Annotated in this window: 15 protein-coding genes; 6 read left to right on the top strand and 9 right to left on the bottom strand. The window is 33.1% G+C overall.

Annotated elements, in window-relative coordinates:
* Nucleotides 1–167 precede the first annotated feature (167 nt).
* The 5 genes from KKQ79_RS10445 to rsfS all read right to left on the bottom strand — a co-directional run bounded on the left by KKQ79_RS10445 (nt 168) and on the right by rsfS (nt 4869).
* The gene (locus KKQ79_RS10445) at nt 168–821 is read right to left on the bottom strand and encodes a phosphatidylserine decarboxylase family protein (protein ID WP_213190088.1); all 654 of its coding nucleotides are present in this window, start codon (nt 819–821) and stop codon (nt 168–170) included.
* A 25-nt stretch (nt 822–846) separates the two neighbouring features.
* A complete protein-coding gene (locus KKQ79_RS10450; RefSeq protein ID WP_069800044.1) occupies nt 847–1719 on the bottom strand; it encodes a phosphatidate cytidylyltransferase in 873 nt (290 codons plus the stop codon).
* Between the two features lie 26 nt (nt 1720–1745).
* Nucleotides 1746–2327 carry an LUD domain-containing protein gene (locus tag KKQ79_RS10455; protein WP_213190089.1) on the bottom strand — a complete coding sequence of 194 codons (582 nt, stop codon included), beginning with the start codon at nt 2325–2327 and terminating at the stop codon, nt 1746–1748.
* Nucleotides 2328–2461: 134 nt separating this feature from the next.
* Nucleotides 2462–4441, bottom strand: a complete 1980-nt coding sequence (gene ftsH, locus KKQ79_RS10460) for an ATP-dependent zinc metalloprotease FtsH (RefSeq protein ID WP_213190090.1) — start codon at nt 4439–4441, stop codon at nt 2462–2464.
* Nucleotides 4442–4506: 65 nt separating this feature from the next.
* A complete protein-coding gene (rsfS, locus tag KKQ79_RS10465) occupies nt 4507–4869 on the bottom strand; it encodes a ribosome silencing factor (protein WP_069800040.1) in 363 nt (120 codons plus the stop codon).
* 79 nt (nt 4870–4948) lie between these two features.
* Between rsfS and KKQ79_RS10470 the strand changes: the two genes are divergently transcribed.
* Nucleotides 4949–5659, top strand: a complete 711-nt coding sequence (locus tag KKQ79_RS10470) for a biotin--[acetyl-CoA-carboxylase] ligase (RefSeq protein WP_213190091.1) — start codon at nt 4949–4951, stop codon at nt 5657–5659.
* Here KKQ79_RS10470 and KKQ79_RS10475 read toward each other — a convergent pair.
* Genes KKQ79_RS10475 through KKQ79_RS10490 form a run of 4 tightly spaced genes read right to left on the bottom strand, consistent with a single transcriptional unit; the run spans nt 5653 to nt 9037 of the window.
* On the bottom strand, nt 5653–6750 hold the full coding sequence (locus KKQ79_RS10475) for an LptF/LptG family permease (RefSeq protein WP_213190092.1): 1098 nt from the start codon (nt 6748–6750) through the stop codon (nt 5653–5655). The two genes, KKQ79_RS10470 and KKQ79_RS10475, sit on opposite strands and share 7 nt — an antisense overlap.
* A 42-nt stretch (nt 6751–6792) precedes the next feature.
* Nucleotides 6793–7926 (bottom strand): tRNA guanosine(34) transglycosylase Tgt, encoded by a 1134-nt coding sequence (gene tgt / locus KKQ79_RS10480; protein WP_213190093.1) that lies wholly within the window; start codon nt 7924–7926, stop codon nt 6793–6795.
* Between the two features lie 26 nt (nt 7927–7952).
* Nucleotides 7953–8324: a DUF4296 domain-containing protein gene (locus KKQ79_RS10485; protein WP_213190094.1), complete on the bottom strand. Its 372-nt coding sequence runs from the start codon at nt 8322–8324 to the stop codon at nt 7953–7955.
* Nucleotides 8321–9037, bottom strand: coding sequence for a polyprenol monophosphomannose synthase (locus KKQ79_RS10490; RefSeq protein WP_213190095.1), 717 nt, complete (start codon nt 9035–9037; stop codon nt 8321–8323). The genes KKQ79_RS10485 and KKQ79_RS10490 overlap by 4 nt, the downstream gene beginning before the upstream one ends.
* Nucleotides 9038–9150: 113 nt before the next feature.
* Between KKQ79_RS10490 and KKQ79_RS13990 the strand changes: the two genes are divergently transcribed.
* The 5 genes from KKQ79_RS13990 (at nt 9151) to KKQ79_RS10515 (ending at nt 14894) form a co-directional block, all read left to right on the top strand.
* Nucleotides 9151–9795, top strand: coding sequence for a DUF4271 domain-containing protein (locus tag KKQ79_RS13990; RefSeq protein ID WP_213190096.1), 645 nt, complete (start codon nt 9151–9153; stop codon nt 9793–9795).
* A gap of 21 nt (nt 9796–9816) precedes the next feature.
* Nucleotides 9817–10560 (top strand): uroporphyrinogen-III synthase, encoded by a 744-nt coding sequence (locus KKQ79_RS10500; RefSeq protein WP_213190097.1) that lies wholly within the window; start codon nt 9817–9819, stop codon nt 10558–10560.
* Nucleotides 10561–10699: 139 nt separating this feature from the next.
* Nucleotides 10700–12745: a S9 family peptidase gene (locus KKQ79_RS10505; protein WP_213190726.1), complete on the top strand. Its 2046-nt coding sequence runs from the start codon at nt 10700–10702 to the stop codon at nt 12743–12745.
* Between the two features lie 115 nt (nt 12746–12860).
* The gene (locus KKQ79_RS10510; RefSeq protein WP_213190098.1) at nt 12861–13211 is read left to right on the top strand and encodes a hypothetical protein; all 351 of its coding nucleotides are present in this window, start codon (nt 12861–12863) and stop codon (nt 13209–13211) included.
* Between the two features lie 138 nt (nt 13212–13349).
* Nucleotides 13350–14894 (top strand): sensor histidine kinase, encoded by a 1545-nt coding sequence (locus tag KKQ79_RS10515; RefSeq protein WP_213190099.1) that lies wholly within the window; start codon nt 13350–13352, stop codon nt 14892–14894.
* Nucleotides 14895–14899: the final 5 nt, after the last annotated feature.

Consider the following 14899-nt stretch of genomic DNA (forward strand, 5'->3'; position numbering starts at 1 on the left):
TTTTTACCACGCAAAGACGTAATGAATTTCGCGGAGAGCGCACATTTTTTTTAAAAATTCTGATATTCAATATGAAAAAAGGTAAAGATGTTAGAATCTTTACCTTTTTTCTTTTAAAAATATTGGCGTGTTTTGCGTTTCAAAACTTAGCGCTCTTTGCGTGAAATTTACTCTTTCATCTTCGCAATTACATCTACTCCGCCTTTGGTTTTATCCCCAATTTTGCAAGTAATCTCTGTATCTAACGGTAAGAAAACATCCATTCTAGAACCGAATTTAATGAATCCAAATTCGTGACCAGCCTTAGAAGTATCACCTTCATTACAATAGAAAACAATTCTACGTGCTACATAACCAGCAATCTGGCGAAAAACCACTTTATGATTGGTTAAACTTTCTACAGCTACAGTAGTTCTTTCGTTTTCGGTAGAAGATTTTTCGTGCCAAGCTACTAGATATTTCCCTGGATGATATTTCTTATAAATCACTTTTCCAGAAACTGGATATCTACAAATGTGAACATTCAGTGGAGACATAAAAATAGAAACCTGAATGGCTTTTTCCTTTAAAAACTCATCTTCGAAAACTTCTTTTATCATCACCACTTTTCCGTCTACTGGAGCAATTACGTTTTCTTTATGGTCTACAATATCTCTATTGGGAACTCTGAAGAACCAAAAAACCAATCCATATAAAATTAATAATGGAATAAGGATGATTAATGACCAAATTTCTAGAAAATATACTGCTAAAAAACCTAATACAGCTACTGCAATGGTAGCAACTAAAATGGTTCCTTTACTTTCTTTATGTAGTTTCATTTTTATGAGTTAATAAGTTATGTTTTTAGAATATGTTTTCTAGAATAAAGTACAAATATACAACAGGCGCTGCGATTATAAAACTGTCTAATCTATCAAGCACGCCTCCATGTCCTGGAATGATATTCCCGCTGTCTTTTACGCCGAATGTTCTTTTCAGTTGGCTTTCTACCAAATCACCAAGTGGAGCAAAAATAGAGACCAATAATCCTACTACAATCCAATTTCCACGTAAATCTGGGAATTTTTGCTCGATGAAATATCCTAAAATTAGGGTAAAGAAAACGCCTCCTGCAAAACCTTCCCAAGTTTTTTTGGGTGAAATTTTCGGGGCCATTTTATGTTTCCCGAACATTCTTCCGGTAAAATAAGCAAATGAATCGCTGCTCCAAATGAGGACAAAAAGAAGAAAAACTTCCCAAGTGAAAGCATTATCGTTTAAGAAATATTTTGGCAAACCTAAGGCGAAACCAAATGGTAAAACCGTATAAATAACGATGAAAATAAGCTTGCCTTCGTCTTGATATAATTCTTGAGGAAATTTAAATAAGGTAATCGCAGCAATTAGGATTAATGAAAGTGCTAAAATTTCAGATAAATCAAAGGTATAATAAAATCCAAAACCGAAGAATCTTGTCGTAAATTTATAATAAACCAATGCGACTAAAGGTAAAACCAACCATTGATATAAGTTTCCTTGGAATTTCATAATTCTCACGCCTTCATAAGCTCCTACAACTAAGAAAAATGTGATTAATCCATAAAAAAGTTGATGAGGTTTTACTAAATCTGGTGAAATTTTATTGATGAGTATTGCTCCGTATTCTGTAGTGCACAGAAAAGTAAGTAATCCGTAGATTAGACCAGAGCCAACTCGCTGAATGAGATTTTTATCCAATTTGTAAAATTTAAAAATAGAAAGAATTAGTCTTCGAGTAAAATTAAGAAAAGTTTAGTTTGATCTTGAGTAGGAGCATCTAACTTAGATTGGCTTCCACTGATGGAAGTAAGATTTCTTACGTTCCCTCTTCTCTTAATTTTCATCATGGCTTCATTTAAGTCTCTTACAATCTGTGAAACGGTTGCCATAATGATGATTTTACCAGGCAATCTAGAAGAATGATAATGCAAAATATTATTGTAAGAAAGCATAACTCTTCCGTCATAAGAGATTAAAAACTCGCAAGTAATAAATGCTGCATCATTATTAATATCTAGATTTTTGGTGAAATTGGTTTTGGTAACGTTTAAAAAATTCTGTAAGTCATCATCACAACAAAAAACATTCTTAATCCCCTCGATTTTGATAATCTGATTTAAGACTTGTAATGCTTCTGCTTCGTCTCCACAATAGTTAAAAAAACCACCTGAAGCCGTAAATAATTGCGCAAATTTATAATCAAGATCAGCGTTTTTTAGTTGATCTGCCAATTTTGTAACATTGGGATCATCTTGCTGCTCGTCTTGATTAAGAATTTTACTTACAATTTTCTTAAATAAACTCAATTTTCTTCAGATTTTTAAACTTTGCCAACAACAAAAATATAAAATAATTTAGAAACTAGCTATATATCAAAGGTATAAATAAAAAAGTTCCTAATAAAAATATTAGGAACTTCTATATTAATGAATGTAAATTCTTAATTTTGAGACTCTTGCGGCTCTTCACTAGAAGTATTTTCTGGAGTATTTTCTACTACCGCTTCAGTAACTGGACGCTCTGTTAATTCAGGATCCCAAGCTCTTTTGCCAAAAATCTCTTCTAAGTCCTCTCTGAAGATGACTTCTTTTTCTAAAAGCTTTTGAGCAAGAGCATCTAACTTATCTCTATTCTCATGAAGAATGGTTACCGCTCTTTTATACTGATTTTCGATGATATCTTTAATCTCTACATCTATTTTCTTAGCCGTTTCTTCTGAATAAGGCTTGCCAAAACTGTATTCTGACTGACCAGAACTGTCATAGTAAGAAATATTACCGATGTTTTCGCTCAAACCATAAATCGTTACCATTGCTTGAGCTTGTTTCGTTACTCTTTCTAAATCCGAAAGCGCACCTGTAGAAATATTTCCAAACGCTACTTCTTCTGCAGCTCTACCACCTAAAGTAGCACACATTTCGTCTAACATTTGTTCTGTAGTAGTTAATGAACGTTCTTCTGGTAGATACCAAGCTGCACCTAAACTTCTTCCTCTTGGAACAATTGTTACTTTTAATAAAGGAGCTGCATGTTCTACCAACCAAGAAATCGTAGCGTGTCCTGCTTCGTGGAAAGCCACTCTTTTCTTTTCTGAAGGCTTAATCGCTTTATTTTTCTTTTCTAAACCACCGATAATTCTGTCTACAGCATCTAAGAAATCTTGCTTTGTAACAAATTCATGATTGTTTCTCGCTGCAATAAGCGCCGCTTCGTTACAAACATTCGCAATATCTGCACCCGAAAATCCTGGAGTTTGTTTTGCCAAGAAATCTCTATCAATATCTGGAGCTAATTTAATTTTAGCCAAATGCACATCAAAAATCTCTCTTCTTTCGTGCATTTCTGGTAAATCTACATAGATAGAACGGTCGAAACGTCCTGCTCTCATCAATGCTTTATCTAGAATATCAGCTCTGTTAGTTGCTGCCATTACAATAACGTTGGTATCTGTACCGAAACCATCCATTTCTGTAAGCAATTGGTTCAGCGTATTTTCTCTCTCGTCATTTCCTCCTTGCAATCCGCCTCTTCCTCTAGCTCTACCAATCGCATCAATTTCGTCAATGAAAATAATGGCTGGAGATTTTGCTTTAGCTTGAGCAAATAAATCTCTTACTCTAGAAGCACCAACTCCTACAAACATTTCTACGAAATCTGAACCAGAAAGCGAGAAGAAAGGAACTTTTGCTTCACCAGCAACTGCTTTTGCCAATAAAGTTTTACCTGTTCCTGGAGGACCTACCAAAAGAACACCTTTCGGGATTTTACCTCCTAATTTTGTGTATTTTTCAGAATTTTTCAAGAAATCTACTACTTCTTGCACTTCTTCTTTAGCACCTTCTAGACCTGCCACGTCTTTAAACGTAACTTGAACTTTTTCATTTTCGTCAAAAAGTTTAGCTCTAGATTTACCAATGCTGAAAATTTGTCCACCAGGTCCGCCTCCGCTTCCCATTTTTCTGAAAAGGAAATAATAAATAACGGCCATGATTCCAAACCAAATTAAAGCTTGGATTAAAATATCTTGAAAAGGAGAACCTGCAGTTTTAAAATCATATTGCGTTTTAACCTGAGGATTTTCTTTTTTCAAATTGTCAAATTTCTCTTGGAAGTATTGTAAATTTCCGTAATTGAAATCAAAATCTGGTTTTTGCTCTTGCATTGCTGGCAAAAGATTCTGAGTGTCTTTTTTAGCATTTTTCACCATTGCAGCTCTGGCTTCTTTGGTAAGAAACACATCTGCTCTAGGCGTATCTGTGTACACAATTACTTTTTCTACCTTGTTTTCTTTCAGCAAAGTGAAAAATCCGTTCTCATTGATAGACTGAGGCGGATCAAGATTGAGCAACGGATAAATGGTGATGGCTAATACTGCAAAAACCACCAGATAAAACCAGTTGAAACTACTTTTTTCTTTCATTTTATAATCATTAAAATCCTGATAGAAATTCAGAGAACTTCATCAGGATACTATTTAGGTTAATATTAATTTTCTACGGTGATTACTTTGGCGTCTCCCCAAAGTTCTTCTATATCGTAATATTCTCTGATATGTTTTTGGAAAACGTGAACGACTACAGAAATATAATCTACTAAAACCCACATTGCGTTTTCGCTTCCTTCTACATGCCAAGGTCTGTCTTGGAGCTCGTTACGTACTTTTTTTTCTACATTTCCAGCGATAGAAGATACTTGCGTATTAGAATTACCACTACAAATCACGAAATAATCTGCCACAGAATTTTCTATTTTAGTAAGGTCTAGTATCTTAATGTCTTCACCTTTTGTGTCTTGTATTGCATCAACAATTTTAGCGATTAATGCTTCTTTTTCTGTATTTTTACTCATTCAAAAATATATGTTTAATTGCAAATTTATTGTTTTTTATTCAGTTTTTGGTGATTAAGGTTACTTAAAGTTTTGTTAAATGAACAGTCTAATTTACTTCAATAATTGTGCTTCTACGCAAGATGAGCTTATAGATTTTCTCAATCAGCATTATCTTTCTGAAGATTTTTTAGCGGTTTATACCTTTAACCAAACCAAAGGAAGAGGACAGTACGGAAATTCTTGGGAAAACTTACCCGAAGAAAACCTCGCCTATTCATTTGCTCTAAAAACCAAAAACATAAATATTTCTGATACTTGCTTCAATTTCTATACCGCAATTCTGGTGAGAGATTTTATTGCCAATTTGACAAAAACAGAGGTTAAAATTAAATGGCCCAATGATTTGATTCTCAAAAACAAAAAAATCTGCGGAATGCTTTTCGAGAAAAATAAAAATTATTTCGTGGTGGGAATTGGCATTAATATTCTTCAAGAAAATTTTAAAAATCTACCAAAAGCAGGTTCTGTTCTAAGCCAGACCGGACTGTCTTTTGAGCTGAAAGCCTTTACAGAAAGTCTTCATCAATATTTATTTGAGCATTTGGTTCAAAAAGAAATTCCCAATAATATTTTAGAATTGTATCATCTACATCTTTATCGCAAAAATGAAGTTTCTGTTTTTGAAAAAAACGAGGTGCGACAAAATGGCATAATTAAAAACGTAGACGAAAATGGTTATATTTGGATAGACCTAGAAAATGAAGGTTTACAAAAATTTTTCCACAAAGAAATTGAACTGCTTTATTGATTAGCTCTCTTCATGTAAAGGTAAAATGCTAATGCTCCGAAAACAATATTCGGTAGCCACATCGCCAAAAGTGGCGGAATAGAATTATTACCAGATGCTACAATTTTGAGCACTTCAAATGAGAATACAAAAACGAATGCCAATGAAATTCCGATGGCTAAATTCATTCCCAAACCTCCTCTTTTTTTCTGCGAAGAAAGTGAAAGCGCTAAAAAGGTAAGAATAATGATAGAAACTGGCATCGCGGTTCGCTGATGAAGTTCATTGAGATAAGCATTAATATTGCTATTTCCTTTTTCCTTCTCTCTTTCGATGAAATTAATCAAATCTGGGGTGGTTTTATTTTGTCCCAATAATTCATTCGGGAATAATTCTTCTGGTGTGTGTTTGAAATCTTGCGTTTTGGAATCACCATTTGTTAAGATTTCGTGGTCATTTTTATCAATTCTTTTTTCTAAATAATTACTGATAACGAAGTTTTTCTTTTTCTCGTCCCAGTAAATTTCCATAGCATTAATTTGATAAAGCAGTTTTTTGTTTTTATCAAATTTCTGATACAGGTAGCCAGAACCTCGGTTCATTTGGCGGTTATAACTATTGATAAAAATATATTCCTGAGGATTTAATTGAGTAGAAATCTGTGCATTTGCCGTAAATTTTTCACGATTCGTGGTGTTCATGGTGTAGATTTCTAATTTATTTTTCTTGATATTAGACCAAGGCAAAATAAAATGGTTCACTGCAAGAATTGCCGTGGCAATAATGAGCGCAGCAATGAGATATGGCTTCGCAAAACGATGAAAACTCGCTCCACTACTGATGTAAGCTACAATTTCTGTATTATTTGCAATTCTAGAAGTAAAATAAATTACCGAAATGAAAACCAAAATAGAAAAGAATGTAATCAGATAATACACCATCAAAAATGGGTAGAAATTTATCAAAAAATAGCCTACTGTAAAACCATTACTCTCAATTCTGGGAGATTTTGCTTGTACATCTATTACCACAATGATCACAGAAAGCAACACCAGCATGAAAGCAAGAGTTCCTAAGTATTTTTTAAGGATGTATCTATCTAAAATTTTCATTAAATTCTAAAATCGTTCAATTATAAAACTAAGAAATTGTTTTTAAAGTCTTTGCTTCAACTGTGGAATGATTTGTTCTTTCCACTCGTAGAAATCTCCTGCAATGATGTGTTCTCTAGCAACTTTTACCAAATCTAAATAAAATGCTAGATTATGAATAGAAGCAATTTGTTTGGCTAGATATTCTTTGGCTACAAATAAGTGACGAACGTACGCTTTAGAATAATCTCTATCTACATAACTCGTCCCGAATTCATCTAATGGAGAAAAATCTTTTTCCCATTTTTTATTTTTCATGTTCATTACACCTTGCCAAGTGAAAAGCATCGCGTTTCTGGCATTTCTGGTAGGCATTACACAATCCATCATATCAATTCCCAGACCAATGCTTTCGATGATGTTCCAAGGTGTACCAACTCCCATTAAATATCTCGGCTTATCTTTTGGCAAAATATCGGTTACTTCATCTGTAATTCTGTACATTTCTTCTTCTGGTTCACCTACTGAAAGTCCACCAATCGCATTACCGTCTGCTCCAGCTTCAGAAATTACTTCCGCTGAAATTTTTCTCAAATCAGAATACGTAGAACCTTGAACAATTGGGAAAAGGTGCTGTTTATGACCGTAAATTTCTTGATTTTCATTGGTCCAATCAATACATCTTTTTAACCAACGATGCGTGAGTTCCATCGATAGTTTTGCTTGATTGTATTCGCAAGGATAAGGTGTACATTCATCAAAAGCCATGAAAATATCTGCTCCAATCTGACGCTGAATTTCCATAGATTTTTCTGGAGAAATGAAATGATAACTTCCATCAATATGCGACTTGAATTTCACGCCTTCTTCTGTCATTTTTCTGCTCGAAGAAAGTGAAAAAACCTGATAACCACCAGAATCTGTAAGAATGGGTTTTTCCCAATTCATAAATTGATGCAAACCACCTGCTTCTTGCATGATTTCCATGCCTGGTCTTAAATATAAATGATAGGTATTCCCAAGTATAATTTGTGCTTTTATGTCTTCTCTTAGTTCATGCTGATGAACTGTTTTTACAGAAGCTACTGTTCCTACTGGCATAAAAATAGGAGTAAGAATTTCGCCGTGGTCTGTAGTTATTTTTCCGGCTCTTGCTTTTCCGGAAGTATTTTTTTCAACTTCAAAAAATTTCTGCATTATTGTATAAAAGTAAGTTTGGTACTTTATCTTAAAAATTCTGGGAGATTAGGATTCTCCTTTTTCTTTTTTTCTATGTAATCTTCTAATTTCGGGTCTTTGTCTAAGATAATTTCTTTCGCTTCTGCAAAGATGTCATCCATTTCCTCTGGATTAGAAATATAATATTTATAGCTATCTCGGTAAGTTTTAGCATCTATTTTATGTTTTTTCAAAACAAATCTGCTTACCAATTCCATATTAGCATCTGGTTTTACCGTATACGTTTGGTCATAAATAGCAAAATCTGCTATTATCTCTGCCATTTCTTGTTTTTCGATAAGATTTTTGGGCTTATCAACAATTTTTTCGCAGGAAAACAGTGAAAATATTATAAAAAAAACGAGGAGTCTTCTCATATTTTACCGAAGATAGATTTTAATTTCATATTAATTACTCCAAAAATGGCTTCTTTAATAATTCCGCCACTCATTTTACTTTCTCCTTCTGTTCTATCTGTGAAAATAATAGGAACTTCGTTTATTTTAAAACCTTTTCTGTAGGCTCTGTATTTCATCTCTACTTGGAAACCATACCCTGTCATTTTCACTTGGTCTAGACCGATATTTTCTAAAACTTTTCTTGAAAAACATACAAAACCAGCAGTGGTATCAAAAATAGGAATTCCTAAAACGAATCTCACATATTTAGAAGCGAAATACGATAGTAAAACTCTAGACATAGGCCAGTTTACCACATTTACACCTTTACAATATCTAGAACCGATGCTCATATCACCTTTTTGTGCGGCATCAAATAATTTTGGCAAATCATTAGGATTGTGCGAAAAATCTGCATCCATCTCGAAAATGTAGTCATAACCATTTTCTAGTGCCCATTTAAAACCATGAATGTAAGCTTTCCCTAATCCGTCTTTTACTTTTCTTATGGTAAGATGTAGCAAATGCGGAAATTCATGCTGCATTCTTTTTACTATTTCTGCGGTTCCATCTGGTGATGAATCATCTACAATCAAAACATGAAAATCTTGTTCTAAAGCAAAAACAGCTTTAATAATGTTTTCTATATTTTCTTTTTCGTTGTAGGTTGGGATAATGACTAATTTTTTCATAGAGATAAGAAAATGCAAAGATAATGTTTTTAAGGTTTTAAATAATTATTTAATATAGCCTTATATCAAAATGTATTCCTTAAAATTCTTACTTTTGCAAAAAATCTAATAAATTGATAAGAGTTGTAGAACATCATGACTGGGTTATTTACTGTATTATAGGCATTATTCTGTCTTATATTATCATATTTAAAACCCTGCACAGAGATGTAACCTTGATAGAATTTATTTTACAGCCTTATGAAGAATCAAACAATAACACTTTAAGTTGGGTTTTCACGACTATACTTTTTTCGGTAAGTTTTTCGGTGTTATTTTCGCAATTCATTCCGATTGTTCCGAAATTTATTGCCCAAAATTTAGTTGTAGCAGGCATTACTTTTAACAAATTTGGCTTTGTTCTCGTTTCAATGCTTCTGTTTCACCTTATTAAAAATACTTTCGTCTATTTATTCTACGGAAGCATTAATCAATTAGAACGATTCGGCAGATATTCTTTTGTGGCGCAGAAATATTTTATGGTGTATTCGTTAGTGATTTTGGTCATAAGTTTCCTCCATTATTACCTGCATTTCAAAACTTCTAATGCCTTTTTTTACTATAGCAGCTTGATTTTCATAGCATTTACTGTCAAAATATTAATCTACCTATTTCATCCTCAGCAAATTTTGCCTAGACAATGGTATTATAAATTTTTGTATATTTGCACTCTCCAAATTCTACCAATATTGGTGCTTTGGAAATTTTGGTTTTTATAAATCGTTTTATTAAGTTTAAGAATGAAAATAAAATCTATTTTGGTTTCTCAGCCTGCTCCACAAGGTGATTCTTCACCATATTTAGAGATGGCTAAAAGTGAAAAAATTAAAATTGATTTCAGACCTTTCATCCATGTTGAAGGTGTAGATGCTAAGGAATTAAGAACTCAAAAAATTGACCTTTCTCACTATACAGGTGTTATTTTTACTAGTAAAAATGCCATAGATCACTATTTCAGATTAGCAGAAGAAATGCGTTTCTCTGTTCCTGACAATATGAGATATATTTGCCAATCAGAAGCAACTGCGAATTATCTTCAGAAACACATTATTTACAGAAAAAGAAAAATTTCTTTTGGTGAAAAATCAATGGCAGATTTATTGCCACTTTTCAAAAAACACCATGACGAGAAATATCTTCTTCCATGTTCTGATGTAGTAACAGAAGAAACAACTAAAATCTTAGACCAATCAGGGATTGACTGGACTAAAGCAGTGATGTACAGAACGGTAGCAAGTGATTTATCTGATGTGAAAATTGAAGAATATGACATGCTTGTGTTTTTCTCTCACCAAGGAATCAAATCTCTTTTCCATAATTTCCCAAATTTTGAACAAGGAGATAGAAAAATTGCAGTTTTCGGGATCACTACGCAAAACGCAGCAGAAGAAGCTGGTTTAAAAATAGATGTAATGGCTCCTACTAAAGAAAACCCTTCTATGACAATGGCAATAGAAAAATACATCAGAGCCAATAACAAATAAAATTATACATTATAGATATTATCAAAATCATCAAAATATTTTTGGTGATTTTTTTCTTTTTTAGAAAACCTATATTTGCAAAAATTTAAAATCTAGAGAAATAAAATTACTTATTGCTACATTCTAATTCAACTTAATGATGAACGCTCCCAAAGCAAAAAAAATTGATAAATCACTAGAAATTCACGGTCACCAAAGAAACGACCCGTTTTTCTGGCTCAATGAAAGAGAAAATCCCGAAGTTTTACAATATTTAGAAGAAGAAAACGCTTATTGCGACTTCGTGATGAAAGATACCGAAGAATTGCAAGAACAACTTTTCCAAGAAATGAAAGCTCGTTACAAAGAAGATGACGAGAGCTTGCCTTATTTTTTCAATGAATATTGGTATGTGGTAAAATTTCAAAAAGGAAAAGAATATCCACTGTTCTACAGACATTTTAAAAGCTTGGAAAACGAAGCAGAACTTATGCTAGATGTAAACGAAATGGCTGCTGGTAAAGATTTTTACGATGTAGGAAGCTTCTCTGTTTCGGTGAATAATCAGTTGGCTGCATTTTCAGAAGACATTATTGGAAGAAGAATCTATACCATTTTGCTCAAAAATTTAGAAACGGGAGAATTTCTTACCGATAAAATTGAAAACACCACTGGTAAAACAGTTTGGGCAGCAGATAATGAACATTTTTTCTACATCAGAAAAGACGAAACGTTACGCGCTTTCCAAATTTACAGACATAAAATTGGCACTTCTCAGGAAGAAGACGTTCTCATTTTCCACGAAGAAGACGAAACTTTTGACGTAAGTGTTTATAAATCAAAATCTTTAGAATATATTTTCATTGCGAGTTCTTCTGCCATTTCAGATGAACATTGGTTTATTCCGTCAAATAATGTTTTTGCAGAATGGCAAGTCATCCAAAAACGTGAAGACGATTTAGAATACGCGGTAGAACATTATCAAAATGATTTTTACATCATCACCAATGAAGGCGATGCTACTAATTTCAAAATTATGAAAACTTCGGTGGATAAACCTTCTAAAGAACATTGGAAAGAAGTAATTCCGCATAAAAAAGAAACTTTACTGGAAGGTTTTGAAATTTTCAAAGATTATTTCGTGATTGAAGAAAGAACCGAAGGTTTACTTCAATTGAAAATTATAGAAAATTCTACAGGAAAATCTCATTATTTACCTTTTGATGAGCCAACTTACACGGCTTATGTTGGACTAAATTTAGATTTTGACACAGAAGTTTTGCGTTATGGTTACACTTCGCTCACAACGCCAAGTTCTACCTACGAATATAATATGAAAACGGGCGAAACCAAACTTTTGAAACAACAGGAAGTTTTGGGCGGAACTTTTGATGCTAAAAATTATATTTCTGAAAGAATTTGGGCAAATTCCAGAGACGGAAAAGTGAAAATCCCGATTTCTTTAGTCTATCATAAAGACACTCCAAAATCTGCCGAAACACCACTTCTATTATATGGTTACGGAAGTTATGGACACACGATAGATGCAAGTTTTTCTAATGTAAGATTATCAATTTTAGACCGAGGCTTCATTTATGCTATTGCACACGTTCGTGGCGGCGAATATTTAGGAAGAGAATGGTATGACAATGGAAAAATGCTGAAAAAGAAAAATACTTTCTTTGATTTTATTGACGCTGCGAAATTCCTCATTTCTGAAAATTACACTTCTCCGAAACATCTCTATGCGATGGGCGGTTCTGCTGGTGGACTATTAATGGGCGCGGTTATGAATTACGAACCTGAAATTTTCAACGGAATTGTGGCGCAAGTTCCTTTTGTAGATGTGGTCACTACCATGTTAGATGAAACAATTCCTTTGACAACTGGAGAATTTGATGAATGGGGAAATCCGAAAAAGAAAAAATATTATGATTACATGCTTTCTTATTCTCCTTACGATAATATAGAAGCAAAAAATTACCCAAATACATTAATCACCACTGGTTTTCATGATTCTCAAGTGCAATATTGGGAACCCGCAAAATGGGTTGCAAAATTGCGTGATTTAAAAACTGACAATAATATCCTCATTTTCAAGACCGATATGAAATCTGGTCATGGTGGTGCTTCTGGAAGATTTGAAAGTTTGAAGGAAGACGCTCTAGAATATGCATTTTTATTAAAATTAGAAAACAAAAAATAACGCTGTCATTCTGAATGAATGAGGAACGAATGAAATGAAGAATCTTATTTATTAAAATCAAAAGATTCTTCACTCCGTAAACTCCGTTCAGAATGACAAGTTTTAATGATTAATCATGAACGAAACAGAACTTTGGATAAAAATAGAAAAATTTTTCGTTGAAAATTTTCAAACGGAGAAAAATCCGCCTATTGAAACACTTTTGTTTTTGATAGGAATCCAAGAATTAGGCAGTGGGAAACAAAAATATTCTAAAGATGACAAGGTGAATCTTATTCACATTGCGGTTTGCAGATTGCTAGAACCTTTCGGGTTTTATGAATTTGAAGATTATGATGATGACGGTTGGCCAATGTACAAACAACTAGAAGAACTCCCAGAACTGAAACCGAATGAGCAACAACTGCTCATGAAAAAAGCCATTATTCAATATTTTATAGACGAAGACTTGTTAGAAATTTCTTAAAAATTTTCTACAAAAGGGAAATTAATTCACAATAATTTGTTAAAATTCTCGTTTTTAAGAAAAATCATATAAAAATACTGTGATTTTTTTGTTTAATTTGTGTTAAATTTCTAATTTTAACAAAATTTTTAGGCGAAAATGAATAATAAATTTATCCCAATAATCTCCGTATTCATGACGATTTCACTTGTTGTTTTCGTGTCATTGCAATTTTATTGGCTTAAAGAATATTACACCGCACTAGAGCAAGATTTTTCTAATAAAGTATATACTGCGCTAGAAAATTCAAGTAAAAAAATTGAAGAATTAGAAATTCAGAAGTACAACGAAAAGTTTAAAAATTTCGACAAAACTTTAGCCAATAACGCTAAAAGTCCTACTCTTTTCCAAATCCAGCAAACGCAGGATTCTGCAAACAAAACCACGCTTACTTTCAATAAAACGATTATTGAAAAACAAAATATTCCGATTTCTAAAAAGGGAGACAGCATTACCAAAATAAAACTATACAAAGACGAAGGTTTATACAGCTTTAAAAAAAACGAAAGTACTCCTCAGATTATTTCTTCGGTTCAGAGTCAAGACATCAGCAGTGGACAATTTACCTTGACAGAGTTTGCGAAATTTAATGCTTCTAACTTACCTATCAACCAAAGAGTTAATCCAAAAATGCTGGATTCCGTTCTCGCTAAAGAACTGAAAAACAATGGAATAAACTCTAAATTTGGTTATGGAATTTTGGACAAAAACAATAAATTGACTCAAATTTCTAACAATACCTATTTAGACCAAAAAGACAAAACCAATTATAATTTTCCACTTTTTACAGACGATAAAGACCGAACACTTTTTACGCTTTCGCTGGTTTTCCCAAGAAAAGATGCGTCTTTGGCAATGAATAATTTGCCAATGCTACTAGGAACTTTCATGTCCTTATTGACCATTTTAGGAATCTACATCATCTCGATTAATTACATGATGAAACAGAAAAAAATCTCTGAAGTAAAAACTGATTTCATCAATAACATGTCTCATGAATTCAAAACACCATTAGCTACCATTTCCGTAGCGACAGATGCTTTAGCTAATGATAAAATCTCTACCAATCCAGAAAAGGTAAAATATTATTCTCAACTCATCAAGCAAGAAAACTTGAGAATGAAAAAGCAGGTAGAAAACGTTCTCAACATGTCAAAATTAGAGAGAAACGAGGTGAAACTCTTCTTAAAAGAGACCAATGTAAGAGAACTCATCAAGCAAATTTCTCAGTCATTTAGACTTATTGTAGAAGAAAGAGGCGGAACATTAACCGAAGAATTCAAAGCGGAACATTATCATGTAAAAGTAGATGAATTCCACCTTTCTAATGCACTGGTCAACTTACTGGACAACGCTAATAAATATTCGCCAGAAACCCCAGAAATTAGAATTACTACCAGAAATGAGCCTGGATTTTACGTCATTGCGATTTCTGATAAAGGAATGGGAATGGAACAACATAACAGAACCAAAATTTTCGAAAAATTCTTCAGAGAAGAAACCGGGAATATTCACAATGTAAAAGGACAAGGTTTAGGATTGTCTTATGTGAAGAAAATCGTAGAACTGCATCACGGTCAAGTGATTGTAGAATCAGAAAAAGATAAAGGCAGCACATTTACCATAAAACTGCCGATGAAATAACAACA

The sequence above is a fragment of the Cloacibacterium caeni genome (genome assembly GCF_907163125.1).
GTDB lineage: Bacteria > Bacteroidota > Bacteroidia > Flavobacteriales > Weeksellaceae > Cloacibacterium > Cloacibacterium caeni_B.

Bases quoted from the DNA above. Each gene is read 5' to 3' on its own strand.
- KKQ79_RS10445 (WP_213190088.1), bottom strand. From the start codon at position 821: ATGAAACTACATAAAGAAAGTAAAGGAACCATTTTAGTTGCTACCATT.
- rsfS (WP_069800040.1), bottom strand. From the start codon at position 4,869: ATGAGTAAAAATACAGAAAAAGAAGCATTAATCGCTAAAATTGTTGAT.
- KKQ79_RS10485 (WP_213190094.1), bottom strand. From the start codon at position 8,324: ATGAGAAGACTCCTCGTTTTTTTTATAATATTTTCACTGTTTTCCTGC.
- KKQ79_RS10475 (WP_213190092.1), bottom strand. From the start codon at position 6,750: ATGAAAATTTTAGATAGATACATCCTTAAAAAATACTTAGGAACTCTT.
- tgt (WP_213190093.1), bottom strand. From the start codon at position 7,926: ATGCAGAAATTTTTTGAAGTTGAAAAAAATACTTCCGGAAAAGCAAGA.
- KKQ79_RS10500 (WP_213190097.1), top strand. From the start codon at position 9,817: ATGAAAATAAAATCTATTTTGGTTTCTCAGCCTGCTCCACAAGGTGAT.
- KKQ79_RS10510 (WP_213190098.1), top strand. From the start codon at position 12,861: ATGAACGAAACAGAACTTTGGATAAAAATAGAAAAATTTTTCGTTGAA.
- KKQ79_RS10470 (WP_213190091.1), top strand. From the start codon at position 4,949: ATGAACAGTCTAATTTACTTCAATAATTGTGCTTCTACGCAAGATGAG.
- KKQ79_RS10515 (WP_213190099.1), top strand. From the start codon at position 13,350: ATGAATAATAAATTTATCCCAATAATCTCCGTATTCATGACGATTTCA.
- KKQ79_RS10505 (WP_213190726.1), top strand. From the start codon at position 10,700: ATGAACGCTCCCAAAGCAAAAAAAATTGATAAATCACTAGAAATTCAC.
- KKQ79_RS10490 (WP_213190095.1), bottom strand. From the start codon at position 9,037: ATGAAAAAATTAGTCATTATCCCAACCTACAACGAAAAAGAAAATATA.
- ftsH (WP_213190090.1), bottom strand. From the start codon at position 4,441: ATGAAAGAAAAAAGTAGTTTCAACTGGTTTTATCTGGTGGTTTTTGCA.